Source organism: Modicisalibacter radicis, assembly GCF_900961225.1.
GTDB lineage: Bacteria > Pseudomonadota > Gammaproteobacteria > Pseudomonadales > Halomonadaceae > Modicisalibacter.
In genome coordinates, this window is the sequence record NZ_CAAHFN010000087.1 from 187,549 (window position 1) to 211,420 (window position 23,872).

Consider the following 23,872-nt stretch of genomic DNA (forward strand, 5'->3'; position numbering starts at 1 on the left):
GCTCATTGGCTGTTGTGTGGTCGTTAAGAAGTATTTGTTGAATGGCGGGATGGTGATAAGTGTTTTTGTCTCTAGATTGTTTTTAGATATGGGGAAGGCGCATGGTGTATGAAAATGGTGGAGTGTTGGAAAGCCTGTTTAAGGGGGCTACCTCCCATGCGTTAATGATACTTGATGATCGAGGTGTCATTTGCTTAGGGACGCAAGGTGTCTGGGAGTTGCTGGGGGTGTCCGAAGGCTACGCGGTAGGTAGGAGTTTCTATGATGTCGTGACCAACCCCGCCAGTCTAGAAGGGGGGGAGAGTCGTGAAATTCTCGAGATCGCTCGTAAAAAAGGCATGGCCGTCGAGGGGGAGATTCTTTGGAGCAGTTTCGAGGAAGAAGGTTTTTGTATAAGTGTTAATGTTGAGTATGTAAATGTTGCTGGGGAAGGCGGTAAGGGGTTTATAGTTTCGCTGGCGCCAATGAAAAATTTTCCACACATAGAAGACCAGCTCAAAGAAAGTCTCAGGATGTTGAATGAGGCTGAGCAGAAAGCTGGGCTAGGTCATTGGCGGCTTTCACTTGAGACTCAGGAAATCCAATGGTCACGTGGTGTTTACCACATTCATGGTTTTGAAGAAGGTGCTTACGTTACGCTGGACGATGCTATAAATTCCTATATTCCTGAAGATAGAGAGCGGATTGAAAGAGTAATGGCTGAGGCATTGGCCAATAAAGAAGGTTTTTATTTTAAGGCATCATTGAAGCATCCAGATGGTGACTTGTGCACTGTTGATGTCAGGGGTGATGTCGAGCTAAACGAAGAGGGAGTGCCTGTATCACTGTTTGGCGTTATACATGACTGCACTGCTGAAAATGAGATAGCGAGGCAGCTTATCGTTGCTCGTGACGATGCCGTTGCAGAATCGGAAGCCAATAGAATGCTATTGGCAACCATGAGCCACGAGATCCGTACGCCGCTCAGTGGTGTAATAAGCATGTTGGACGAAATGTTGGTGGAGGAAAAAGCTAAAAACCAACGGATCGACGCTCGTCCGAACGTGTCGGTGCTCAACACTATTCGAACCGCCTCGCAGGCCCTTATGTCAACGCTCAACGATGTGCTTGACCATACTCGGATAGAGAGTGGAAACCTTCATCTTGATCCGTGCAGATTCGATCTGAGTGAAATCGTTATAGGCACGACCGATCTCTTTCAGTCGGCTGCTAGGGATAAGGGTATTGGTCTAAAGCGCATTGTGGCGGGACCTCTATGGGTTAAAGGTGATCCCGTTCGGATACAGCAGATAGTGTCCAATTTTGTAAGCAATGCAATCAAGTTTACCGTACGTGGAGGCGTCGAAGTCTCACTCAGTTCAGAGTGTCAAGACCTGTTGATAGAGGTTTCTGACACCGGTATAGGTATCGCCGTAGAGGATCAGGAAAAACTGTTCAAGCCTTTCCAGCAAGCTGAAAAATCAATAGCCAGCCGCTTTGGGGGGACAGGATTGGGTCTGTCCATTTGCAGTCGCCTTGCCGAAGCCATGGGCGGAAAAATAGGTGTTATCAGTGAGCCCGGCGTGGGCAGCCGCTTCTGGTTCAGCGTTTCATTGCCACGGGTCGATGATAAAGAGGATAGAGATAAGGGGGGTGGGGTAGTTGATACCCTTCCCCGTATAAAAGAGAGAGAGCCTCATGTTCTCATCGTTGACGACACGAAAACCAATGTGCTGATTGCCGAGGGGCAGTTGCGTTTGCTAGGAGCCGCTTGTGTCGAGGCGGGAAACGGATTTGAAGCCTTGCAAGAGTTACTGGCTTCGACCTTTGATGCCATACTCATGGATGGCAAAATGCCGATCTTGAATGGCTTGAATTGTGTCCGCCTTATTCGCTTGTTACCCCCGCCGCTTTGCAATGTGCCCGTCATCGCTTACACGGCAGAGCGCAGAGTCGACGTACAGGTCGAGTTCGATTCGGTGGGGTTCGATGACATAATCGAGAAGCCACTCGATCGTGAAACCCTGTTCACCACGCTGGAGAGAGTCCTCGATGAGCGGCGGGGTGATGGGGAGGTCAAGTCGTCTAATTTTGAATTCCTGCTGTCTATCGGTATGGTTTTTGAGCGTCTGGAAGATAGGATGCTCACCGGCGACAGGAAAGCGGTCGAGAGGATCTTGGAGACTCTTTATGCGAAGGCAGAGGCGGAAGATAATGGAACTTTGCACGCTATTTGTATTTTCCTTCGAGAAAGTCTTGCTTTGCTGAGTATGACGCATGTCCATTCATTGCTGTGTGCATTGAGCCAGCAAGAGACGTCACGACAGTCATCGCACTCCGATAGCTTACAGGGGCCAAAATCATGAGCCGGTCATCTGAAGACCAGAACGCTCAACAGACTATCGAGCGTCTGCGTCGTCGTCTAAAGCGTGCGGAACTGGCGCGGGAGGAAGCCGAACAAATACTGGAGCGTCGCGGGCGAGAGCTGATCAAGGCCAATGAGCAACTCATGGAGCGTGAGTCGCAGTTGCGAGAGCGCCTCGACCGGGAAAGCCTGTATTTGCTCAGAGCGCAGCGTACTGCTCGTATTGCCAGCTTTCATCGTGACCGCGGAAAGGCCCTTTCGACCTCGCCGGAGTTTTATCGACTGCTGGGCCTTGCTCCGGGGGTCAAGGTCGACGAAAGCGCCATGCTAGAGAGGATCCATCCTCTCGATCGCGACCGAGTCAAAAAGTTGGAAGCGGCATTTTACGAGACCGGGGAGCCGGGGAAGGATCTCACCTATGAGTTTCGTATCAGGCGCGATGGCGACGTGCGTTGGCTGCGCTGGGTCATCAGGCGTGAAAATGATGAACACGAGGGCTTTCAGTCCTTGTTGGGGACGGTACAGGATATCACCGAGCAGCGTGCCGCGGACCGCAAGGCTAGGGCGTTAGCCCTGATTGCCGATCGCCGTGTCAAACAACTGGTTCGGTTGAGCGAGGAGCTGGAAGTGAGTCGGTATGCAGCGGAGGAAGCGTACCTTGCCAGGACCCGGTTTCTGTCTGCCATGAGTCATGACGTTCGAACGCCCATGAATGGCCTTATGGGCATGCTCGACCTGCTTTCACTGGAAGAGGTTGACCATGAACAGGCTGACCGATTGAGAATTGCCAAGCGATCGGCCGAAGAGCTTCAGCGACATATCGAAGATATCGTGGAGATGGCCAATGCCGAAGACGAAGGCGAAGGCCTGGAATCATCGGCACAAAGCGTGGATATCGAACGTTTCTTCAGTACATTGTTCAGTTTCTGGGGGCATTTCGCAGGACGAGCCGATAGTCGCCCAGTATTGACAATCGATGCCGATGTGCCTTCTCGTCTTTATCTGTATCCCGTCAGGCTAAAGCAGATACTGGATGCCCAGATCGGTCGCCTCTCGCAAGGGCATGCGCGTGTCGATGCACAGGTATTCAGGGATGGCGGGGCATTGGTGACCCGGTTGTCGTGCGATATCGACGCAGGACCGCTCACTGCCTTGGGATATTATAGGGACCGGTGGCTGAGGCGTATCGCGGATTCAATCGAGGCAGTGATCGAACCTTGGCAGGATTCGACCAACTCGGGCATCGAGCTGAGGATTCCTCTGGAGGAGCCTCGGGGGGACGTGCAAGGCGCACGCTCGAAAGATGGCGTCGCCGAGGAGGGGGCAGAGCGGCAGGCTTGTCGTGTTCATGAAGGGTATCCTCCGAGCGTTCTGGTCGTGGACGATATCGAGACAAATCGTATCGTGCTGTTGAAGATGCTCGAATACCTGGGGTGTCGGGTCGATCTCGCCAGTGACGGCGATGAGGCAATCGAGCGCGTCACACAGGCGAACCATGACTTGGTATTCATGGATATTCAGATGGCCCGGATGTCAGGCCTCGAGGCGACTCGCCAGATTCGTCAGTTTCGCCGCTTCGCGGGACTGCCTATCATTGCCGTCACGGCCTATGCCAATCGCAAAGAGCTTGCCAGTTTCATGGAGCAGGGGTTTACCGGTGCCCTGACCAAGCCATTGAAGCGTCAGGTCCTGGTCGAAATGCTTGAAAGACACATTCCCAGGTTCCTGTCATCGACACCAAGTGCTGACGCATCCATCGAGACTTCCAGTGCCGGTGATCGTGAAGCTTCGGATAGGACGGCACTGGATGCCGATCAGAAAGGCGGGCCGGTTTCCGGGCATGCCATGGCCAGCGAAGTTGATGATCAGGAATCCACATTGTTGGATGAAGGCCATTTCAGGGCCATTTTCGAGTCGTTGCCACTAAATCGTCGGAAGATGCTATTGGATGCGGCGGTAGATGATATTGAAAGACTGACTTGTCAGCTCACGAGTGCCTACTGGGCCGATGACGACGAGACCGTGCGCCAGGTCACGCATAGCCTGAAAGGTGTGGCAGGCAATCTGGGATCCGGCTCGCTACTGGCGTGTATCGAGCGATTCCGTGAATCCCGTCCTCCCCAGGCCGATATCTTTCTGGAGCAGATAAGCCATCAGGGCGCGAGAGTGATCGCTCGCTCTCGCGCCCTGTTCGAGGGAATCAACACCGGTATCTAGAGATCGCAGGTTTCAGTAGGCGCCCCTTCCCGTGAGAACCGCCGGCACGGTCTTCAGGATAAGGCGCAGATCATGCCAGACAGTGGGGTTGTTCAAGTACTCGATGTCCATCTCCACCTGGCGGTTGAAAGGGATGTTGGCCCGCCCGGAAACTTGCCAGATGCAGGTGATGCCCGGCTTGCCCATCAGGCGCTGCCAGCTCTGTCCGCTGTAGGTCATGACTTCGTCCGGCAGTGCCGGGCGAGGCCCGACGATGGACATGTCGCCGCGCAGGACATTCAGCAACTGGGGAAGCTCATCAAGCGACGTACGCCGAAGCCAGCTGCCCACCCGCGTGATTCGGGGGTCCTTTTTCATCTTGAAACAAGCACCGCTTCTTTCACTCTGGGCCAGCAGTTCGGCGCGTTTTGCTTCCGCGTTCTGTATCATCGAGCGAAACTTCAGCATCATGAAGGGCCTTCCCTGAGCGCCGATGCGGCGCTGAGCGAATAGCACGGGGCCGTTGTCCTCGAGCCGAATCGCCGCCACGATGATGGCGATGAATGGCGCGAACAGAAGCAGGGCGCTGCCCGCGATGGCGATGTCCAGGATGCGCTTGAGCATCGCCTGCAGGGCATCCATCGGGTGGTGGACGGCCAGGGCGTGTATCAGCGCATACATCAGGAACACGACATTGCCGATGAGGTAGCGGCTGGCCAGCCGCCGTGGTTCCTGTATCAAGCGCCAGATCCACTCGCATCCCACCCGGCGCATCAGGCGCGGTGCACGTGGCACGTTACCCGCGTAGTAGTCGAACAACCCACCGACGCCGAGAACGACGGGGGCGTTCATGGCCTCACGATGTTCGCTGATCCACTGTTCCTGACGCGGCGCGCCGAAGCCGACGAAGACGAGCGCGGGTTCGGCTTTATTGATCTGCTCGATGACAGCGGCGCTTTCGCTGGCATCGAAATAGCCATGGTGGGTACCCACGATCCGCAGCGAGGGATAGCGTTCGCGCATGCAGGCCGCCGCGCGATCGGCCGTCTCGGGGCTGCCACCCAGCAGGAAGATGGATAGCCCGCGGTGGGCGGCCTGTTCGCAGATGGCCGGGAACAGGTCGGTTCCGTTGAGGTTGTCGCCCAGCGAAGCGCCCGCCAGCAGTGAGGCGATACGGATGCCGGAGCCGTCGGGCAGCAGCCGGTCCGACTCGCCTAGGATGCGATGGAACTCGGGATTGCGTTTTGCAATGTTGATGGAGTGGGCGTTGACGAAGTTGACGGTCGACTTATTGCGCAGCCGGGTCAAGTTGAGGATATCCCTGATTGCCTCGATGCGAGTGGCCGATACCAGCGGCAAATCGAAGAGTCGCGTGGTGAGAGGAGCATGCAGGGCGTGGTTGATAGCGTTCATGGTTAATGTCCTCGGTATTGGTCGTGAGTCGACCTCTTGCCCAAGGCACTACAAAAACCGTGCCATTAATTTTTAATAAATAAAAATCAATGACTTGTGGTGGATTGTGGATGGCATGCTTCCCAGGAGACGGTTTTGTCTCGGCGTATTCGATGCGTAATGCAAAACGACTTTTGCAAAAAGCGACGATATTCTGAGTCGTGATGCGCGATATTCGCTTATATTTTTGAAAAATAATAGATTTTAGGAGGTTGGCCCGACTATCGCTTGTCAGGTGTTAGCTAATGACAATCCACGGTCCGGAGTCGACTATGCGAGTGGCCAACCTGTTTTCACGTGTTCTCGGAGGCGAGACCCATCAGCTCATCAGGGGGCTGGCCTACTTCGGCAGCGCCGAAGCGTTGACCCGTATCGTGCGAATCGCCGTCATCGTGGTCATCGCGCGTCAGGTCTCTCCACAGATCATGGGGCTTGCCGCCCTGGTATTGAGCATCTTTGAAATGGTCCGGGTGCTGGCGAATGCCGGCATCGGGCAACGCATCATTGCCGAATCCGACGAGGCGCTACAGGCGACATGCAATACGGCCCATCGGCTCTTCTGGGGCTGGTGTCTGGTCGTGGCGGCAATCCAGGCCAGCGTGGCCGGGGTCCTGCTGCTGTGCGGGATGGCCGACATCGCCGCCATGTTGTTGGTGCTTTCCGGTGTCTACTGTTTCATGCCCGGCGGTCTGGTGCAGGTATTCCTACTGATGCGGGAGCGCCGATTCGCGGTCATCGCAACCATCGGGGCCGCCCAGACCATCTGTGATCACCTGCTGACGCTGGTGCTGGTATTGGTCTGGCCGAGCGCCTGGGCGATCGTGTTGCCCAAGCTTATCACCGCGCCGTTGTGGCTGATTCTCGTTCGGCGGGCGCGTTTCTGGAAACCTGATGAATCGGCGGGATATACGCCTTGGCGTGACTTTACCGGCTTCGCCTTCGGTGTGCTGGCTTCGGAAATGGTCGCCGTGGCCAGAGCCCAGCTCGACAAGGTCGTGGTCGGCTGGCTGTTCGGCGTTCAGGCACTGGGGATCTACTATTTTGCCTTCAACGCCGGGCTGGGCATTACCACGTCCTTCATCATGGCGCTGGGCCAGGTGTTGTTTCCCTACCTGTGTGCCGTCAAGCAGCCCCGCGAGCGGCTGCGCCGGTGCTGGCTGGGCCTGCTCGCGGGCATTCTGATCTTTTTGCCCTTGCTTGCCTTCCAGGTGGGAATGGCTTCCTGGTACGTCCCCCTGGTGTTCGGTGAGCAATGGGTGGAAGCGGCGCCGTTGGTGGCCATTCTGGCCCTGGGTGGCATCCCCATGATCTTTGCGGCTTGTGCCAGTGCCTGGTGGCGAGCCGATAACCGCCCGGTTTCGGAAGCGGTGTGCAATTCCATCGCCACCGGGCTGGCCCTGGGAGCGCTCGTCGTGTTCTCGCCGTTCGGACTGGAGGCCTCGGCACTCGGCTATGTCGGGGGGATGGCTCTGGTATTCATTCCCGTGGTGCTTTGGTGTCTGCTGACGGCGGGAAAGGCGGTGGACACGGTCCTGGCTCGGGAGGTGCTGGCATGAACGATCCCTTGTTCTCGGTCGTGATTCCGGTTTACAACGCGCAGGCGACGATCGAAGCGACGCTAGAGTCGGTACTCTTGCAACGCTTGCAGAATTTCGAGGTGGTGCTGGTCGACGATGGTTCGACGGATGGCAGCCTTTCCCTGCTGCGCAGCTGGCAGCGGCGGGACCGGCGCCTCGTTGTCATCGACCAGGCGAATGCCGGGGTCTCCGCGGCACGCAATGCCGGTGCGGCCAGGGCCAGCGGTGAATGGATTGCCTTCCTGGATGCCGACGATCTCTGGCACCCCGATAAGCTCCAGGAACACCAGGCTTTTCATGAGCGGCACCCAGATGTGGATATCAGCTTCGCGAAAGTGGCGTTTATTCCTTCGTCGGGGTCGGAGAAGGCCAAGACGTTCTCACGCGTGCCGAAAGGCGTGGTCGATCTCGAATGTGTCCTGGGCGAGAATCCGGTCTGCACCAGCTCCAATATCGTGGTCAGGAAGCGCTCCTGGCTTGCCAGCGGGGGGTTCGTCGAGGGCATGAACCATGCCGAGGACCAAGAGTGGCTTGCCCGGTGTGTCGCTCGGGGCATGGTACTGCGTGGGCTTTCGTCGGCGCTGGTGGGTTACCGCATGTCGGGAGGGGGCCTGTCGGTCAATCTGGAGGCAATGTTTGCCGGCTGGTGGGATCTGGCAAGGCACCACGAAGCGAATTGCGATCTTCCGCGAGCGAAGGCCATTTATTGCCGTTATCTCGCGAGACGCGCGCTCCGGGCTGGGCTCGATCCAGCCTGCGCCAGATATTATGCGCTGGCAGGGCTGAGGAGTTCGCCCCGCGGCTTTCTCGACGATCATCGGCGAGGTATTCTGACGCTTGTGGGGGTCTTGGTTAGCCCGTTGCTGTCTCGCCAGTGGCGCTGTCGTCTGTTCTCCTGAGCCATCGATCCAGCCTTCTCGTGCCGGAGTGGCGCTTCGGTTCCTCCCCGTGGTATCCGGTTATTTTCCAAAATGCTTTCCCTGTCGTTCGGCAGGGAAAGTGCTGCTGTCTGCCCACCGGAAGGGGCGCTTCGCGGGATTCGCGAAATGCAAATGCGCGTTGGTGCAAAGGATTGCAGGATGCGATGGCGGGTGTTTCAGGATTGCTTCGGGTTTCTATTTTAATGCCTATCTTATTGTTTTTTAATAAATTAAATTAGTTGGCACGATGCGTGCTTAGTATTGGTGAGCTGTTCATCCACCAAGAGGAAACCTCATGAATACGCCCGTCTTTTCCGTCGTGATGCCCGTTTACAATGTCGAAACCTATGTCGCCGAAGCGATCGATACGGTGCTGGCTCAGACGTTCACCGATTTCGAACTGATCATTGTCGATGATGGGGGCCTGGATGGCAGCATGGCTATTTGCCGGTCCTATACGGATCCCCGGATCCGGATCGTCACCCAGGAAAACCGTGGACTCGCCGGGGCCAGGAATACCGGGATCGCGGCGGCGCGGGGTGAATTCGTGGCGCTTCTCGATTCGGACGATCGCTGGCATCCGACCAAGCTGGCCCTGCATTACATTCACTTGATGGCCAGTTCGCGCGTCGATGTCAGCTACAGCGGCTCGCGTCTGATCGACGAGCGGGGTGAGGCGATGGGAGTGACGCAGTCACCGCGCCTGGCGGATGTCGCCCCCCGACACATTCTGTTGCGTAACCCGGTCGGCAATGGGTCCGCGGCCGTCATTCGTCGTCGCGCGCTGGATAGGGTCGCCTGCGTTCATCCGCAGGAAGACGACCGTATCTGCTGGTTCGATGAAAGCTTTCGTCAATCCGAGGATATCGAGCTCTGGTTGAGAATGAGTGCCGAATTCGGGTGCGTCTTCGAGGGGATCGAGGGGTTGCTGACCGAGTATCGCATCGTGGGTGGGGGGTTGTCGGCGAACATGGTCCGGCAGTTCGAGAGCTGGGAGCGGGTGATCGACAAGGCGCGTGGTTATGCCCCCGAGCTGATCCGGCGCCACGGGGCCGTGGCCCGTGCCTACCAACTGCGCTACCTTGCCAGGCGTGCGGTTCAGGTGGGGGACGGGGGCTTTGCCGTGTCGCTGTTCAGGGAGGCCATATCGACCAGCGTAACCATCTTGCTTCAAGAGCCATTGAAGACTCTGGAGACGGGGTTGGCAGCGTTGGCGGCCCGCTTCATGGGCCGGCGTGTCCTGAACCAACTGGCCGCCTGGCGTCTTGGCACGGGGCTGCCGGCATGACCCGGCTGTCCATGGTTCACTTGCTGGACGATGTCGCCCAAGGGGGCGTAACTCAGGCCTTGGCCGTGTTCACGCTGCCTGGCCTGGCAGAAAACCTGGAGACTCGTACTCTGCAGGTCGATCCCGACCGCGACCGGGCGCCTGCCCTCGACGCCGATATCATCGTGACGCATTTCCCGCCGCGGTGGCGGGCCTTGCCTTACCTGCAAGCCCTGAAGTCGCGTAATCCTCGGGCGCGTCTGGTCCATATCGAGCACAGCTATACCGGTTGCTGGGAGGCGCTGTATGTCCCGAGGCGTTTACGCTTTCGTTGCATGCTCAGGCTGGTCTACCGGCTCTTCGATCGGGTGGTCGCCGTGTCGCACGGACAGGCGGAGTGGCTCGATCGGGTGGCACGGCCCGGTGCCCGGCGGCTGACGGTGATCCCGCCGTTGAGCGTGGTGCCCGGTATCGACTCGCTGGCCGCTCCCGGCTGGAGTGGCCAGCGGCCTCTTGTCGTGGGCAGTTATGGGCGTTTCTCGGAACAGAAGGGCTTCGACCGACTCGTGACGTTGTTCCGGGGCCTGCCGCCAACCCGTTACCAGCTGTTGCTGGGCGGCTTCGGTGAGCAGGAGGAGTGGTTGCATGCGTTGGCGGAAGGCGTGCCGCAGGTGAATTTCTGTGGCGAGGTGACCGACCGGCTCGATTTTCTCGCTCGCTGCGATGTCATCGTGGTGCCCTCCCGTTACGAAGCCTATGGACTGGTGGCGACGGAGGCGCGTCAGGCGGGCAGGCCGATCATGGTCGCGGATGTGGATGGGCTTCCCGAACAGACCTGCGCGGGGCGAGCCGGCATGATCGTCGATTTTCAGTCACCGGATGGCCTGCGCGATGCGCTCGAAGCGCTGACGCCAGCCTTGCTGCACTCGCTTCGTATGGGCGCTCGGCATTCGGTTCAGGGGTTGCAACAGGAACGAGTGCTCGCCTGGCGGCGATTCTTGGGCATGGAGAAGACCATGGCGTGTCGGTTATGAGCGTCGCTCGGCATGCTTGAGACGGCGTTGGGTGGCGGTGCGGCAGGCGATCCCCACGAGTACCAGTGCCGGCCAATAAAGATAGCTCAGGATCTCGAGATTCTCGCCGAAGGTATACAACGTCAGCAGGAGAAGCAGCGAAAACGCGACCCGGCCGATCGGCTCGTACAGGGACAGGCGTGCCACGACCAGGATCGTGGCGAATAGAGGAACAGCGAGTGCGAAGGCACCGGTGATCCCCTTCACGAATAACAGCCCGTACCAACTGTGATGACTGCCGATTGGCATGTATTCCACCAGGTGCGGCCCCCTTTCCACGACGCCGTGACCGAACCACGGTGCTTCATTCTTCCAGCGCTCGACGGCGATCCTGCCGAGTGCCGCGCGGACGCGGCTCGAATCGGCACGCGCGCCAGTGAAGCGGTCGATCGCGTGGTCCATCAGCGCCATTAACTGGGGCATGAGCAAGCCGGCAACCAGTACCGGGATGGCGGCACTGAACCAGATCCAGGATTTGCGAAGCTGACTGATGCCAAAGGCCGTTGGCCAGACGATCGCCAGGGCTACCAAGGCCAGGCGGGACTGGCACAAGAGGGCAACCAGCAAGGCGGCGCTAACGCCGATGATCTTCCATTTCCACTGTTTTTCTTCCAGCGCACAGAGAACATGGATGATGGCGATCATACCCGCGGCGGGTGACCAGGGAGCAAAGAACTGCCAGCGTGGAATGCCGGATCCCGGCTCGAGCGTGTAGAGAATCACCGCGAAGTACTCCGGCCCCGAGCCTCCCACGACCTTCAAGGGCGACACATAGAGCAGGCCGGGCAGCCCGATGAAGGGCGCGACCAGAAACAGGGGAAGCAGCAGCAGCGTCTGCAGGCCAAGCCGGCATACCGCTCGGTAGATGATTTCCGGCCGGATGGAGAGCACGGCGCCGGCGAAGGGAAACAACGCGATGAGTGCCCAACCCTTGGCCCAGCCGATCGAGGACTTGATGGTCCTGGCGATGCCGAGATCGTTGAGAAGGTGGCCGGCGATGAGGATCAAGAGCATGGCCAGCATGCCGGCCAACCACAGCAGAATGCAGGGATGCAGAGGAGGTGGGCGTTGATGCGCGGGAAGGGCCGGCGCCACGTACAGCGTCACGGCTGCCATCAGCGCCAGTATCCAGGCCAGGGCCGGGCCGGCGATGTAGAGACCTCCAACCATCCAGAGCAGCCAGGTGCTCTGGATGGCGACGGAGATCAGTTTTTCGGCAGCATTAGCTGGATGATGGGTTGGCGCAGCCATAGCAGCAAGAAGCCCATGATGACGAGTAGGGTACTGACGATGCCCCCGGCGATGGCCAGAAGCGTTGACGGTGATGATGGCGCGTCGGGGCGCGAGGGGGATTCGAACGTCTGGACCAGGGGGTATGAGGCGAACGGGTCCGACTTGTTGGTATCGAGCCGGGCCAGGGCCGACGAGAAGACCGCCTGGGCCACGCGCTGCTCCCTCAGGAGGTCGGAAAGGGTCGCGGCCGTCTGCACTAGGCCCGTCATTTCCTTGGTGTGTTTGGCGATCTGCTCACGGATTTGTGCCAGCGTGGATTGCATGCCTCTGACGGCGGATGTCGAAAACAGGAAAGCGTCCAGCATCCGCTCGCGGCTGTCGCTGACCGACAGATCGACGAAGTCGGCCAGTTCCTGGGTGGATAGCGAGGTCAGTTGGTGGCCGCGTTGCAAGGTCGCTTGTCGCAGACTCGAGAGTCGCGCGTCCAGTTCGGCCATTTTCATGTGATTGTCACCAAGTGTCGCCCGGGACTCCGTCCAGTCGGATAGCGTGAGCGCATAGCGTGCCAGCAGCGATTGAAACAAGGGATCGGCCTTGAGCCGTTGCGCGGCACTTGCCTGATCGGCATCCAGGCCGAGGAGTTCGCCCTGAGCGGCTGCCGTCGCCTGGCTTTCGGTCAACTGCTGTTGAAGCTCTCTTGCCTTGGCGCGCAAGTCGTCGACGATGCGGATGCGCTGATTGAACTGATCCAGGGTAGCCAGCCCCGTGTCCCCCTGAAACTCGATGACTCTGAGCTGGGCCTGCTGGAGCTTTTGTTGCAGCCCGTCGAGCCGCTGCAAGTCCTCCGATTCGCGCCGGGCGGCCTCGCCTTTGCGCAAGTGTTCGAGTATCGACAGGAAGGCCCGTTGCAGGGCCTCGAGCCGGGACTGGGCCTGCTCGGGCGTGCTTCCCGACATCGAAACCATGATCAGATTGGTCTGATCGACGAGCTTGACGGACGGTCCGGGCAGTCTGTCGCTGCCATCGTTCAGGCGTTCGGCCCCCCGGCGCAGGGTCAAGTCGGCAGAGAGTAGTCGCTTGTAATTTTCCGTTGGGCTGAGACGGGGGCTCGAAAATGCCGAGGACGTCTGCGAGGTCGCCTGGCCGATCGATTCAAGATTGATGGAACCGCCGACGCCCGAACCCGGGAGTATCAGGGTCATGGTACTCTGGTAGGTCACTGGCGCGAGAGCCAGATAAACGGCTACCAACCCCCAGATCCCCACCAGGAAAGGGGCCATGGAGAGGGCGTAGCGAAAGTAACGCCCTTCCGATGGCAGCCCATCGCGGATGAAATACCACAGGCGCCGCAGGCGCCTGGGGGCGGCTGTCGCGGATTCTCTCATTTGGCCACATCATCTATCAGGATGACTGTCGCGGCGGTCCCCAATGCTTCTCCGAACAGAGAAATGGCGTCGCGGAAGTTCATGGTTCGGCTGTCATAGCAGGCGATGGCATCATCCGGCATGAGGTAGGGATTGATGCTGTCACGCCGGGCATTGGTCAGCATGCCCTCTATATCACGCTTGATGACCACGCTCGTCTGGTTGACCGGATTGGTGGAGATCAGAATGGCCTGGCGGCGGGCGTTCATGGCCGCTCCCCCCACGCAGTTGGCGGACACCAGGGCCTGCAACAGACGAGTTCCATAGGGCAGGCTTGTGGCGTCCTTGTTGATGGCCGCGTTGGAATTGCTCGCGGCGGGACGTGACAGGTTCGACATGTAGACCCTGACACCCGGCGGGGTCAGGGCGCTGGGCCTCACCAGGCGGGGGTCGAAGCAACCCGTGCTGGGCACGGTTATGCGGTCTCCCGGGGACAGGTGTATATCCGTGAAACGGGTGCCGTCGAGCAGCCCGGACATGTCCACCTGGGTCCAGCGCTCGCCGCGGACTAGCAGAATCGCGTCGATGGCGGCATCCGGCCGGACCCCGGAGGCTGCGCGAAGTGCCGCACTCAGGCTGCGTTCGGTATTGGCATCACCGCCCGCGTTCCCTTCGATCTGTCCGACCCTTGCCTCGACGGCCCGCTCCCCAACTCTGACCGTGCCCGGATTGAAGACGGCGCCAGTGACCGGTATCGACACGCCGGCGCTCTCGAGCAGGCTGATGTCCACCACTCGCGGCAGATCCCTGACCAGGCCTTGGTCGATCAGCAAGCCGCGTAACTGCTGCCTCGCTTCATCCCGTGTCTTGCCCTTGGTGTCGATGGCGGGCAGACCCGGCAATGCCAGTTCGCCGAGGTTGTCCACGATATAAGTGCCGGACAGGGTTTCGTCATCTCCGATGACTGCGATGCGGACTCTATCGCCCGGTGCGAGATGGGCCTTTTCAGCCTGCATTAGCGCCATGGGGACGAAATTGGCCTGAGGGAATGCGGGAGCCTCCGTTTCGGGCAGGCACGCCTGCTGATGAGTGGTCAAACTGCCCTGCTGCGGCATCCAGATGGCGCCGGCAAGGTTTTCAGGCTCGGGGGCGGAGGCGCAGGCCGTAAGCACTATCGCCAGTGTGAGCTGGGAGAGTTGTCTGGTGAGGTGGCTAACGTATCGACCCATGAATCTGCCTCCTCCTGATATCAGCAGGCTAGTGTAGCGGAGCTAATACAAGAATTGGGCCAAAAGCATGACGTGCTTTCAACGTCTAGTACTGGAGACAATAGGAACTCTCGTCGGTCGGCTGTGGCGTGTACGCCGTTTGGCCTCCTCTCATCGAAGGACGCGAGAGAAGGTGGGTGTTCGTCTCGGGGTCAAAAGCCTGCTGCCCGGTGGTTATTTCGCAAAATGCAAAGGAATTTTTGCATTTTGCGAGGATCTTTGCATTTTGCGAAGCTGCGGCTGCCCAATGGCGCTATTCTCGGCCTAAAAACCTGGCATGTTTATTGCTTTCCATAATGGCAGGGGAATGGCGGATTTATCTGGCCATTGCCTGGGGCAGGTCACTCGTACGGTATCCAGTGATCTTCGTTCTCGGAGCGCCCCTTTATCGATTCCGCAAGCCGTTTGGAGAGCGACCGACGATGAAAGGCCTGATCTTTGTCGAACTGATGAGTTTCATGGATGACACCTTTGGTGGAGACTTCACGGAACGGCTTATCGACGAGGCTGAATTGCCCAACGGCGCGGTCTTCACCGCCATTGGAACGTACCCGAGTGAATATGCCGGTCGATTGGTGGAAGTGGCGTCGCGAATGGCTTCAGCGGATGCGAGCGATGTCTGCGAGGCGTTCGGCCGTTACCTGTTCCAGCGCTTCGAAATCCGTTTTCCCGATCTGTTAAGCCGCTACCCGTCGGCCCGTGAGTTGCTCGATCATGTACAGAGCCATATCCATGAAGAAGTCCGGGTGATCTACCCGGGAGCGACCCCGCCCAGTGTCGTCACGGAGGATTGCGCGCAAGGCTATCGGGTCGTATACCGCTCCCACCGGGCGTTTGCACACATCGCCTTCGGGTTGGTGCAGCAGTGCATCGTTTTCTATGGTGAGGACAGTGAAGTCACCTGGTGCGAGAATGAGGGGGGCAGCGAAGCCCGGTTCCTAATCACCCCCGCACAGGAAGCGCTGCATGAATGACAAGCTTCGGGTTCTGATCGTCGAAGACACCGTTTCTCTTGCATTGACCTATGCCGGCCAGCTGGAGAAGGCGGGGTGCACTGCGGAGATCGCTGGCAGCGGAGAAGAGGCACGGCAATATTTCTTTGCCGATCCGCACGCTTCTTTCGATGTGATTCTTCTGGATCTCAATCTACCCGATGGCGATGGCCTCGAGTTACTGCAGAACACCCCCGAGTTTACAGCCAACACCAGCGTCGTCGTGATCACGGCGGATGGCTCCATCAATCGGGCCATCCAGGCCATGCGGTCCGGCGCCTATGACTTTCTGGTCAAGCCGGTGTCTCCCGAGCGCCTCACTACCACGGTTCAGCGTGCCGGTGAGCGACGCATACTGGAACGGGAAGTCCAGGTCGCCCGCAAGCTGAAAAAGCGCGGGAAGTTCGAAGGGTTCATTGGTAGTTCGGATGCTATGCAGGTGGTTTACCGAGCCATAGAGAACGTCGCCAGTTCCAGAGCTACCGTGTTCGTTACCGGAGAGAGCGGGACGGGCAAGGAAGTGACTGCGGAAGCGATCCACCTGACCAGTGATCGGAGAAACGGTCGCTTTGTGGCAATAAACTGTGGTGCGATTCCCGAGAACCTTCTCGAGTCCGAGCTTTTTGGGCATGTAAAAGGGGCCTTCACAGGAGCGCTTGAAAACCGTACGGGTGCTGCCAGGGAAGCGGATGGCGGCACGCTTTTCCTCGATGAAATCTGTGAGATGGAGTTAAAGCTCCAGGTCAAGTTGCTACGCTTTCTGCAGACGGGGACGATTCAGCGTGTGGGTAGCAGTCGGCCCGAGGCGGTTGATGTTCGCGTGATTTGTGCGACCAACCGTGATCCAGCAAAGGAGGTTCAGGAAGGGCGTTTTCGGGAGGATCTCTTCTACCGCCTTTCCGTGCTCCCCATCGAACTTCCGCCTCTGCGCGAACGAGGTGACGACGTCATTATGCTGGCCGAAGAGTTCCTCGACCGTTTCGCCGAGGAGGAGGGCAAGTCTTTTGCGCCTCTAAACGCCGTGACCGTCACTCAACTGAGAGGCCATAGTTGGCCGGGAAACGTTCGAGAGCTTCAGAACACTATTCGGCGTGCCGTTGTGATGAGCGCTGGGCCCGAGCTTTCTCTTCCTCTTCCCGGGGGGCGCGAGAAAGTGGCGTCAAAACCTTCCATGCAAGGTACCGGTGGTGCGGGTACTACCTCCTCGAGCTTGGAAGCATCAACGGATATATCGACTGTTGCATGGAGCGGTATAAGTCATGGCTCATCGATGTTAACGAGCCAGCAGGCTTGCGAAGAGTTCATTGACGGCATGACGCTGGCGGAGATCGAGCGCTGGGTGGTGGAGCGGGCAATATCCCGCAATGGCGGTAGCGTGCCAGGAGCCGCAAGAAGTCTGGAAGTCAGCCCCTCGACCTTGTATCGCAAGCTCGAGCGCTGGTCGTCATGACTTGCATGAAGGTTTTCCGTCCCGTGGCGGAGGATTCGTTGGAATTTATACTCTTTGGGCCTGCAGGGGAGCGTAACGATGGCGATTGATCCTTCCGTTCGTATTCTCGTGGTGGGTGGGGCCGGCTTCATCGGCTCTCACATGGTCAAGTACTTGAAGCGCCTGGGCTATGAGGTGACTGTGCTGGACAATCTGTCGAATGGTCACCGAGATGCGGTGCGAGATGTTCATTTTGTCGAAGGCTCGGTCGGCGATTCGGTGTTGCTCGACCAGCTATTCGGGAAGGCTTCTTTTGGCGCCGTCATGCATTTCGCGGCGCTGATCGAGGTCGGGCCATCGGTCAGCGATCCGGCGACATTTTACCAGAACAATCTTGTACAGACACTGACGTTACTGAATGCAATGCGCAAGCACTGCGTGGACAAGCTGGTGTTTTCCTCGACGGCTGCGGTATATGGCGTTCCCGAAGGAGCAGGGATTCGTGAGGACTCTCCCTGTGTGCCGGTTAACCCCTACGGCAATACAAAATATATGGTGGAGCGCATATTAAGGGATTATGGCTCTGCCTACGGCCTCAAATCGATTTGCCTTCGTTACTTCAATGCGGCGGGCGCGGATCCAGAGGGAGAGCTCGGCGAGCGACACGACCCCGAGTCTCATTTGTTGCCTCTGGTTCTGCAGGTCGCCTCTGGGCGAAGGGAGTCGATCAAGGTTTTCGGGGCGGACTACGCTACACCCGATGGAACCTGTATTCGTGATTTCGTACATGTCCAAGATCTTGCCATTGCTCATGAGAAAGCGCTTAGGCGACTTCTCGAGGGTGGTGAAAGCGATATTTTCAACTTGGGCTGTGGAACAGGGTATAGCGTGATGGAAGTCATCGAAAAGGCCAGACAGGTGACCGGGCAAGATATTGCCTATGACGAATGTGAGCGGCGCCCCGGAGATCCCGACATTTTGGTGGCTGATATAAGTAAGGCGTGTAAGCATCTTGAATGGCAGCCTCGGCTATCGTTGTCGGATATGGTTAAGGACGCATGGGAGTTTGAGAAGAGCCAGCTGTGTGTAATGTGATTGGGTTTTAGGCTTCTGCAAGGCATCTGTGTCTTGATGAGACTTTTGTTTTTATAGGTGTTGAAATTCCGGTGGTCATGAGTTTAACCGCTCTACGCTATAAGTGCATGCGCGCGTAATTATTCATTGTCTGGAATCCGCTTCGTCAAGTTTGGTCTGCGCTGCAGATTGTCAAACTTTGCAACGGCTCTGTTTTTTAGCAAAAGGGAGCGTAAGATCTAGGTAAATAGCTGGTGGCCCTGAGCTGGAGGTGATGTGTGTCGGAGCGAATGTGGTTGGGAAAAGTCATGCATGACTCGGATGATGCATATCTTTTGATTTCTAGCGGCAATGTCATAGAGGATGTTGTGGGCTCTGCCAGTGAGCTATTAAAGATACCGGTGCAGGACCTTTTGGGTGCCAATATTAATGATTATGACATTTTAAGATCAGACTTCTTGAGATGCCACAGGTCGATGGAAGGGGGGCTCCCCTATGCTCGTCGCCAGAGTGGCGTCTATCCGGATCAATTGGAAAAGCTCAAGTGGAAGTACTATGAGGTAGAAAACGATCGCCTGGTGGCGAAGGTGTCAAGGCTAGAAGCTACTCTTGATGCAGAAGAAATGATAGTGGACCAGCTGGCTGATGCCCTGCCAATGATGATCGCCTATGTGGATAGAGGCTGGCGTTTTCTATTCAATAACAAAGCCTATGAGGCTTTTATCGGGCTGAGCCGAGAGCAGCTTTATAAAAAACCGATTTCTTCGGTAATCACGGGTGAGTCTTTTAAAAAACTGATTCCAAGAGTCAAAAAAGCTTTGGCTGGCGAGAGAGTTGACTATGAAGACAAGTTGACGCTTGTCGACGGTCGTGCTGCTTATTTCAACGTTAGCTATATACCCGACCTGGTTGGTGATGAGGTGGCGGGGTTTTATGCGATCATTAATGATGTTTCGGAATATGGGGCGATGATAAACATCCTCAAGGATGTTCATACTGAAGTCAACCGCACGGACCTTACGACACAGGAGGTTATTGGTAATCTGTTGAGAGACTCTCTGACGTACCTGGTGCAGGATATTGCCATTATCAGTCGGGTCGAAGAAGAAAAATACACTGTGGTCTGGTGCGAATCAAAAGACAATGCTCTGGAGCAAGGTACGGTTTTTACACTGGGGGATACTTATTGCCGGTTGACGCTGGATCATGAGGATGTTTTTCATACAATCGACGCAGGCAGTGATCCTCGCTTTTGGGGTCATCCTTGCTATGAAAAATTTGGCTTGGAAACATACATTGGGGCGCCAATACGAATTCATGGACAGGTTTGGGGAACAGTCAATTTCTCGAGTCATCTGTCGAGGGTGAAGCCATTTGGTAGAGTCGAGATCGAATTGCTTCGTTTGATAGTGAGTGCCGTGGAAAAAGTTATAACCCAAGCCCTGTATTTGGAGAAAATAAAGAAAGAGCGGGATGAGATGACCGCGCAAGCAAGGCGGGACCAGTTGACCGGTCTGCCAAACCGTGCTTATCTGAATGAATATGTTGGCACCCTGATCGACAATCCGGACGTCAAGCATAAGGGTATCTGTCTTGCTGTCGTCGATATTGACCATTTTAAACCAATTAATGATACCTATGGCCATGATGTGGGAGATCAGGTTATCGTCTGGCTTTCAGATACAGTGAGTAAGGTTCTTCGTGCCCGAGATGGGGACTTTGCCGCGAGGATCGGTGGTGAAGAATTCGTTGTCATGATAAACAACGCTTCACTTGATGTCGCCAGGAATGTGATGGAGCGTGTACGTCAGACAGTCGCATCAACGCCCATCCCCATTAATAGTCAGGTTGATTTGTATATAACGATCAGTGGTGGTATTACTCGATGGCAGACGGCTGATGTATACTCACAAGTTTTTAAGCGTGCCGATCAGGCGCTATATAATGCCAAGAAAAACGGTCGCAATCAGGTCTTGGTTCATATTTAGTTGTTGGTGAGGGGTGAGCTCTATTTCTTGTGCGGATGGTTTTTTGCTAAGCAATTAAATTGCATACCTTGGCAGGCTTGAGTCCTGAAAGAGGGGGCGTTCAATGGTCGTTGAGCGGTTTATGATTCAATGAGTCGTGAGTGCCTGCCGGGCGGATGACTGCAATTCCCTGAAACGTATCGATGGCTCATCTTATGCCATCTGCTGACTGCTACCTAAACTCACAGCAGAAAAACGGCCGCCGTTCAGCTAGGTGGCCATTTTTATGGAATATTGGTCGGAGTAGCAGGATTCGAACCTACGACCTCTGCCTCCCGAAGGCAGCGCTCTACCAAGCTGAGCTATACTCCGACGCGGTTGGGCGTGTGCCTCAACGGAGGTGCATTATACGCATTGCAAGGCGCTTGGCAACCCCCGCGGGGCCGCTCATGACTGGCGGTCGACGGCCAGCCGGGCAAGCTCCGCCATGGTGTCGCGGTAGCGACTCGGCGCCAGCATGTCGAGCTGCTCCAGTGCCCGCTCGGCCATCTCCTCGGCCCGCGCGCGGGTGTATTCGAGCGCCCCGGTGGCGTGGACGATGGCCAGCACCTCATCGAGCCTGTCGAGGCCGCCCTGGCGGATCGCGCGGCGGATCAATTGGGCCTGCTCGGGGCTGCCTTCGCGCATGGCGTGGATCAGCGGCAGGGTGGGCTTGCCTTCGGCCAGGTCGTCGCCGACGTTCTTGCCCATGGTGTCGGCATTGCCCTGATAGTCGAGCAGGTCGTCGATCAGCTGGAAGGCGAGCCCCAGGTAGCGGCCGTAGAGGCGCAGCGCTTCTTGCTGCTCGGCGCTGCCGCCGGCGAGGATCGCGCCGCTGTGGGAGGCCGCCTCGAACAGCATCGCCGTCTTGCCGTGGATGGTATCGAAGTAGGCCGCCTCGTCGATGTCCGGGTTGCCGACATTGGTCAGTTGCAGCACCTCGCCCTCGGCAATGGTGCAGGTGGCCGCCGACAGCACTTCCATGACGTGCATCGAGCCGACCTCGACCATCATCTGAAACGAGCGCGAATAGAGGAAGTCGCCGACCAGCACCGACGGCGCATTGCCCCAGTTCTCGTTGGCGGTGGTGCGTCCGCGCCGCAGGCTGGACTCGTCGACTACGTCGTCGTGCAGCAGCGTCGAGGTGTGCATGAACTCGATCAGCGTGGCGAGCGTTATATGCTTGTCGCCGGCATAGTCGAGCGCGCGCGCCGAGAGCAGGACCAGCAGAGGGCGCAGGCGCTTGCCGCCGCTCTCGATGATGTAGTGGCCGATGGTCTCGACGAGCGGAACCCGCGAGTTCAACTGGGCGAGAACGGTTCGGTCGACGGCGGCGAAATCCTCGGCCACCGCTGCATGGATAGGCGATGCGTTGGGTTGCATGTAGTGGCTGTCTGTCAGGGAGTTGGCGAAACCCGGGCAATCCGTGCGAACCGGCTACATGCCCGGGGTGCCTGCGGCTGGCTGGGTGCCTGGCCGTGGCCGCTGGGAATGCTTGCGTGCCCGCGCGTCGATCATCCGGTGTTTCTTCGAGGCGCCGAATGACTCGTTGCTACGCCCGGCGCCGGCCATGGCTTGCCCGCTATGCTATGAGGGGGGGTGGGGGGCGTCAAGGCGAGGCGTCACGCGGTGTGTACATGCGCGATCCCCTTGTGAACTCCGGCGCCGGTGGTTATAATCCGCGACCCTGACTCATCATGCTCCCTGTCAGATGGCTGCCGGAAGGGGCGCCACTCGCCGCAGGCCGATGAAGAGCCAATCCCCGATGAGTGTCCGGAGACGAAGTATGTACGCTGTTATCAAGAGTGGCGGTAAGCAATACCGCGTCCAGGAAGGCCAGACCCTGAAGCTCGAGAAGCTTGAAGTGGCCACCGGCGACAGCCTGGATTTCGACCAGGTGCTGCTGGTCGCCGACGGCGACGACGTCAAGGTCGGCGCGCCGCTGGTCGATGGTGCCAAGGTCTCCGCCGAGGTCGTTTCCCACGGCCGTGGCGAGAAGGTTCGCATCATCAAGTTTCGTCGTCGCAAGCACTCCATGCGTCGCCAGGGCCACCGCCAGTGGTTCACCGAAGTCAAGATCACCGGGATTTCCGCCTGAGCGGTAGCACTCCCCTGAACCTGCGAGGTATTTGCAATGGCTCACAAGAAGGCAGCCGGTAGTACACGTAACGGTCGCGATTCCGAATCCAAGCGCTTGGGCGTCAAGTTGTTCGGCGGCCAGGCCGTGGCCCCGGGCAACATCATCGTCCGTCAGCGTGGCACGCGTTTTCACGCCGGCACCGGCGTGGGTATCGGCAAGGATCACACCCTGTTCGCACTGGACGAAGGCGTGATCAAGTTCGAGACCAAGGGTCCGAAGAACCGCAAGTTCGTGAGCGTCGTCTCCGCCTGAGACCTCTCTCGAACGAGCACTGAAAAGGCCCCGCCAGCGCGGGGCCTTTTCGTATATGGCGGCCGTCGCCGCCAGGAGAATGCCAGATGCAGTTCGTCGACGAAGCCTCGATCATCGTGGAAGCCGGCAACGGCGGTAACGGTTGCCTGAGTTTCCGCCGCGAGAAGTACGTGCCCAAGGGCGGCCCCGATGGCGGCGATGGCGGTCATGGTGGCAGCGTCTACCTGATCGGTGACGACGCGCTGAACACCCTGATCGATTTCAAGTACCAGCGCTTCTACAAGGCCCAGAACGGCCAGCCGGGCCAGGGCCGCCAGATGAGCGGCAAGGCCGGTGACGAGCTGCATGTCAAGGTGCCGGTGGGCACCACGGTGATCGACGAGGACACCCTCGAGGTGATCGCCGACGTCACCGAGATCGGCCAGGTGGTCCTGGTCGCCCAGGGCGGGCGACGCGGGCTGGGCAATATCCATTTCAAGTCGTCGACCAACCGCGCGCCGCGACGCACCACCCCGGGAACGCCGGGCGAGCGCCGCAACCTGCGTCTGGAGATGAAGGTGATGGCCGATGTCGGCCTGCTGGGCATGCCCAACGCCGGCAAGTCGACGCTGATTCGCGCCGTTTCGGCCGCCAAGCCCAAGGTCGCCAACTACCCGTTCACCACGCTGGTGCCCAACCTGGGGGTAGTCAAGCTGGGCACCCACGAGCACTTCGTGATGGCCGACGTGCCGGGCCTGATCGAGGGGGCCTCGGACGGTGCCGGGCTGGGGCTGCGCTTCCTCAAGCACCTGACCCGCACGCGGTTGCTGCTGCACGTGGTCGATGTCGCACCGTTCGACGAATCGGACCCGGTGGAGTCCGCCCGCGCCATCGCCCGGGAGCTCGAGCAGTTCTCCCCGGCGCTGGCCGAGCGGCCCCGCTGGCTGGTGCTCAACAAGCTCGACCTGCTGCATGAGGAAGAGCGCGAGTCGCGCGCCCGGGGGATCGTCGATGCGCTGGACTGGCAGGGGCCGGTGTTTCGTACCTCGGCGATCGCCGGCGAGGGCACCGCGCCGCTGGTCCAGGCGGTCTATCGCTGGCTGACCGAGCAGCGCCGGCTCGAGGCCGAGGACGAGGTGGTCGCCGAGCACGAGCGCGAGATGCGCGCGCGGATGGAAGCCGAGGCGGTGGCGCGTGCCGAGGCGCGGCTGAGCCGCAAGCGCAAGCCGGTCGAGGCAGACCAGGACGATGACGACGACTTCGACGACGACGATTACGACGTCGAGGTCGAGTACGCCCCCTGAGC

At 58.4% G+C, this 23,872-nt stretch carries 18 protein-coding genes and 1 tRNA gene; 13 read left to right on the forward strand and 6 right to left on the reverse strand.

Annotated elements, in window-relative coordinates; translation table 11 throughout:
* Nucleotides 1-101: 101 nt before the first annotated feature.
* Nucleotides 102-2,345, forward strand: coding sequence for a hybrid sensor histidine kinase/response regulator (locus HR9077_RS16830; RefSeq protein WP_136068364.1), 2,244 nt, complete (start codon nt 102-104; stop codon nt 2,343-2,345).
* Nucleotides 2,342-4,561, forward strand: a complete 2,220-nt coding sequence (locus HR9077_RS16835) for a response regulator (protein ID WP_136068366.1) — start codon at nt 2,342-2,344, stop codon at nt 4,559-4,561. The genes HR9077_RS16830 and HR9077_RS16835 overlap by 4 nt, the downstream gene beginning before the upstream one ends.
* Nucleotides 4,562-4,573: 12 nt before the next feature.
* On the opposite strand, the gene HR9077_RS16840 is transcribed toward HR9077_RS16835, so the two are convergent.
* Complete coding sequence (locus tag HR9077_RS16840) at nt 4,574-5,953, reverse strand: WecB/TagA/CpsF family glycosyltransferase (protein ID WP_136068368.1); 1,380 nt, start codon at nt 5,951-5,953, stop codon at nt 4,574-4,576.
* A gap of 311 nt (nt 5,954-6,264) precedes the next feature.
* Between HR9077_RS16840 and HR9077_RS16845 the strand changes: the two genes are divergently transcribed.
* The 4 genes from HR9077_RS16845 to HR9077_RS16860 all read left to right on the forward strand — a co-directional run bounded on the left by HR9077_RS16845 (nt 6,265) and on the right by HR9077_RS16860 (nt 10,790).
* Nucleotides 6,265-7,548: an oligosaccharide flippase family protein gene (locus tag HR9077_RS16845; RefSeq protein WP_136068370.1), complete on the forward strand. Its 1,284-nt coding sequence runs from the start codon at nt 6,265-6,267 to the stop codon at nt 7,546-7,548.
* Nucleotides 7,545-8,468, forward strand: coding sequence for a glycosyltransferase family 2 protein (locus tag HR9077_RS16850; protein ID WP_136068372.1), 924 nt, complete (start codon nt 7,545-7,547; stop codon nt 8,466-8,468). Before HR9077_RS16845 ends, HR9077_RS16850 begins: the two co-directional genes overlap by 4 nt.
* 316 nt (nt 8,469-8,784) lie before the next feature.
* Nucleotides 8,785-9,777, forward strand: coding sequence for a glycosyltransferase family 2 protein (locus HR9077_RS16855; protein WP_210725951.1), 993 nt, complete (start codon nt 8,785-8,787; stop codon nt 9,775-9,777).
* On the forward strand, nt 9,774-10,790 hold the full coding sequence (locus HR9077_RS16860) for a glycosyltransferase family 4 protein (RefSeq protein WP_136068373.1): 1,017 nt from the start codon (nt 9,774-9,776) through the stop codon (nt 10,788-10,790). Before HR9077_RS16855 ends, HR9077_RS16860 begins: the two co-directional genes overlap by 4 nt.
* Here HR9077_RS16860 and HR9077_RS16865 read toward each other — a convergent pair.
* The 3 genes from HR9077_RS16865 to HR9077_RS16875 all read right to left on the reverse strand — a co-directional run bounded on the left by HR9077_RS16865 (nt 10,785) and on the right by HR9077_RS16875 (nt 14,655).
* A complete protein-coding gene (locus HR9077_RS16865) occupies nt 10,785-12,080 on the reverse strand; it encodes an O-antigen ligase domain-containing protein (protein WP_136068375.1) in 1,296 nt (431 codons plus the stop codon). The two genes, HR9077_RS16860 and HR9077_RS16865, sit on opposite strands and share 6 nt — an antisense overlap.
* The gene (locus HR9077_RS16870) at nt 12,035-13,264 is read right to left on the reverse strand and encodes a GumC domain-containing protein (RefSeq protein WP_244613318.1); all 1,230 of its coding nucleotides are present in this window, start codon (nt 13,262-13,264) and stop codon (nt 12,035-12,037) included. Before HR9077_RS16870 ends, HR9077_RS16865 begins: the two co-directional genes overlap by 46 nt.
* A gap of 179 nt (nt 13,265-13,443) precedes the next feature.
* Nucleotides 13,444-14,655: a polysaccharide biosynthesis/export family protein gene (locus HR9077_RS16875; protein WP_136068379.1), complete on the reverse strand. Its 1,212-nt coding sequence runs from the start codon at nt 14,653-14,655 to the stop codon at nt 13,444-13,446.
* Between the two features lie 461 nt (nt 14,656-15,116).
* Between HR9077_RS16875 and HR9077_RS16880 the strand changes: the two genes are divergently transcribed.
* The 4 genes from HR9077_RS16880 to HR9077_RS16895 all read left to right on the forward strand — a co-directional run bounded on the left by HR9077_RS16880 (nt 15,117) and on the right by HR9077_RS16895 (nt 20,177).
* Complete coding sequence (locus HR9077_RS16880) at nt 15,117-15,668, forward strand: heme NO-binding domain-containing protein (protein ID WP_168380979.1); 552 nt, start codon at nt 15,117-15,119, stop codon at nt 15,666-15,668.
* Complete coding sequence (locus HR9077_RS16885; RefSeq protein ID WP_210725952.1) at nt 15,661-17,136, forward strand: sigma-54-dependent transcriptional regulator; 1,476 nt, start codon at nt 15,661-15,663, stop codon at nt 17,134-17,136. Before HR9077_RS16880 ends, HR9077_RS16885 begins: the two co-directional genes overlap by 8 nt.
* A 78-nt stretch (nt 17,137-17,214) precedes the next feature.
* Nucleotides 17,215-18,210, forward strand: a complete 996-nt coding sequence (galE, locus tag HR9077_RS16890) for a UDP-glucose 4-epimerase GalE (protein WP_136068383.1) — start codon at nt 17,215-17,217, stop codon at nt 18,208-18,210.
* 287 nt (nt 18,211-18,497) lie between these two features.
* Complete coding sequence (locus tag HR9077_RS16895; protein ID WP_168380980.1) at nt 18,498-20,177, forward strand: sensor domain-containing diguanylate cyclase; 1,680 nt, start codon at nt 18,498-18,500, stop codon at nt 20,175-20,177.
* Nucleotides 20,178-20,451: 274 nt separating this feature from the next.
* Here the strand turns inward: HR9077_RS16895 and HR9077_RS16900 are convergent.
* Nucleotides 20,452-20,528 (reverse strand) — tRNA-Pro (locus HR9077_RS16900).
* 75 nt (nt 20,529-20,603) lie between these two features.
* Entirely contained in the window at nt 20,604-21,578 is a 975-nt protein-coding gene (gene ispB / locus HR9077_RS16905) for an octaprenyl diphosphate synthase (RefSeq protein WP_136068387.1), read from the reverse strand.
* Nucleotides 21,579-21,981: 403 nt separating this feature from the next.
* Between ispB and rplU the strand changes: the two genes are divergently transcribed.
* The 3 genes from rplU to cgtA all read left to right on the forward strand — a co-directional run bounded on the left by rplU (nt 21,982) and on the right by cgtA (nt 23,870).
* Nucleotides 21,982-22,293, forward strand: a complete 312-nt coding sequence (rplU, locus tag HR9077_RS16910) for a 50S ribosomal protein L21 (protein WP_136068389.1) — start codon at nt 21,982-21,984, stop codon at nt 22,291-22,293.
* 36 nt (nt 22,294-22,329) lie between these two features.
* Nucleotides 22,330-22,587 (forward strand): 50S ribosomal protein L27, encoded by a 258-nt coding sequence (gene rpmA / locus HR9077_RS16915; protein ID WP_031382440.1) that lies wholly within the window; start codon nt 22,330-22,332, stop codon nt 22,585-22,587.
* An 86-nt stretch (nt 22,588-22,673) separates the two neighbouring features.
* Nucleotides 22,674-23,870, forward strand: coding sequence for an Obg family GTPase CgtA (gene cgtA, locus HR9077_RS16920; RefSeq protein ID WP_136068391.1), 1,197 nt, complete (start codon nt 22,674-22,676; stop codon nt 23,868-23,870).
* Nucleotides 23,871-23,872: the final 2 nt, after the last annotated feature.

Coding starts and splice junctions, on each gene's coding strand:
- HR9077_RS16865 (WP_136068375.1), bottom strand. CDS start 12,080: ATGGCTGCGCCAACCCATCATCCAGCTAATGCTGCCGAAAAACTGATC.
- HR9077_RS16850 (WP_136068372.1), top strand. CDS start 7,545: ATGAACGATCCCTTGTTCTCGGTCGTGATTCCGGTTTACAACGCGCAG.
- HR9077_RS16835 (WP_136068366.1), top strand. CDS start 2,342: ATGAGCCGGTCATCTGAAGACCAGAACGCTCAACAGACTATCGAGCGT.
- rplU (WP_136068389.1), top strand. CDS start 21,982: ATGTACGCTGTTATCAAGAGTGGCGGTAAGCAATACCGCGTCCAGGAA.
- rpmA (WP_031382440.1), top strand. CDS start 22,330: ATGGCTCACAAGAAGGCAGCCGGTAGTACACGTAACGGTCGCGATTCC.
- HR9077_RS16895 (WP_168380980.1), top strand. CDS start 18,498: ATGCATGACTCGGATGATGCATATCTTTTGATTTCTAGCGGCAATGTC.
- HR9077_RS16845 (WP_136068370.1), top strand. CDS start 6,265: ATGCGAGTGGCCAACCTGTTTTCACGTGTTCTCGGAGGCGAGACCCAT.
- HR9077_RS16870 (WP_244613318.1), bottom strand. CDS start 13,264: ATGACCCTGATACTCCCGGGTTCGGGCGTCGGCGGTTCCATCAATCTT.
- HR9077_RS16830 (WP_136068364.1), top strand. CDS start 102: ATGGTGTATGAAAATGGTGGAGTGTTGGAAAGCCTGTTTAAGGGGGCT.
- cgtA (WP_136068391.1), top strand. CDS start 22,674: ATGCAGTTCGTCGACGAAGCCTCGATCATCGTGGAAGCCGGCAACGGC.
- HR9077_RS16885 (WP_210725952.1), top strand. CDS start 15,661: ATGAATGACAAGCTTCGGGTTCTGATCGTCGAAGACACCGTTTCTCTT.
- HR9077_RS16840 (WP_136068368.1), bottom strand. CDS start 5,953: ATGAACGCTATCAACCACGCCCTGCATGCTCCTCTCACCACGCGACTC.
- HR9077_RS16860 (WP_136068373.1), top strand. CDS start 9,774: ATGACCCGGCTGTCCATGGTTCACTTGCTGGACGATGTCGCCCAAGGG.
- galE (WP_136068383.1), top strand. CDS start 17,215: ATGGCGATTGATCCTTCCGTTCGTATTCTCGTGGTGGGTGGGGCCGGC.
- HR9077_RS16880 (WP_168380979.1), top strand. CDS start 15,117: ATGAAAGGCCTGATCTTTGTCGAACTGATGAGTTTCATGGATGACACC.
- ispB (WP_136068387.1), bottom strand. CDS start 21,578: ATGCAACCCAACGCATCGCCTATCCATGCAGCGGTGGCCGAGGATTTC.
- HR9077_RS16855 (WP_210725951.1), top strand. CDS start 8,785: ATGAATACGCCCGTCTTTTCCGTCGTGATGCCCGTTTACAATGTCGAA.
- HR9077_RS16875 (WP_136068379.1), bottom strand. CDS start 14,655: ATGGGTCGATACGTTAGCCACCTCACCAGACAACTCTCCCAGCTCACA.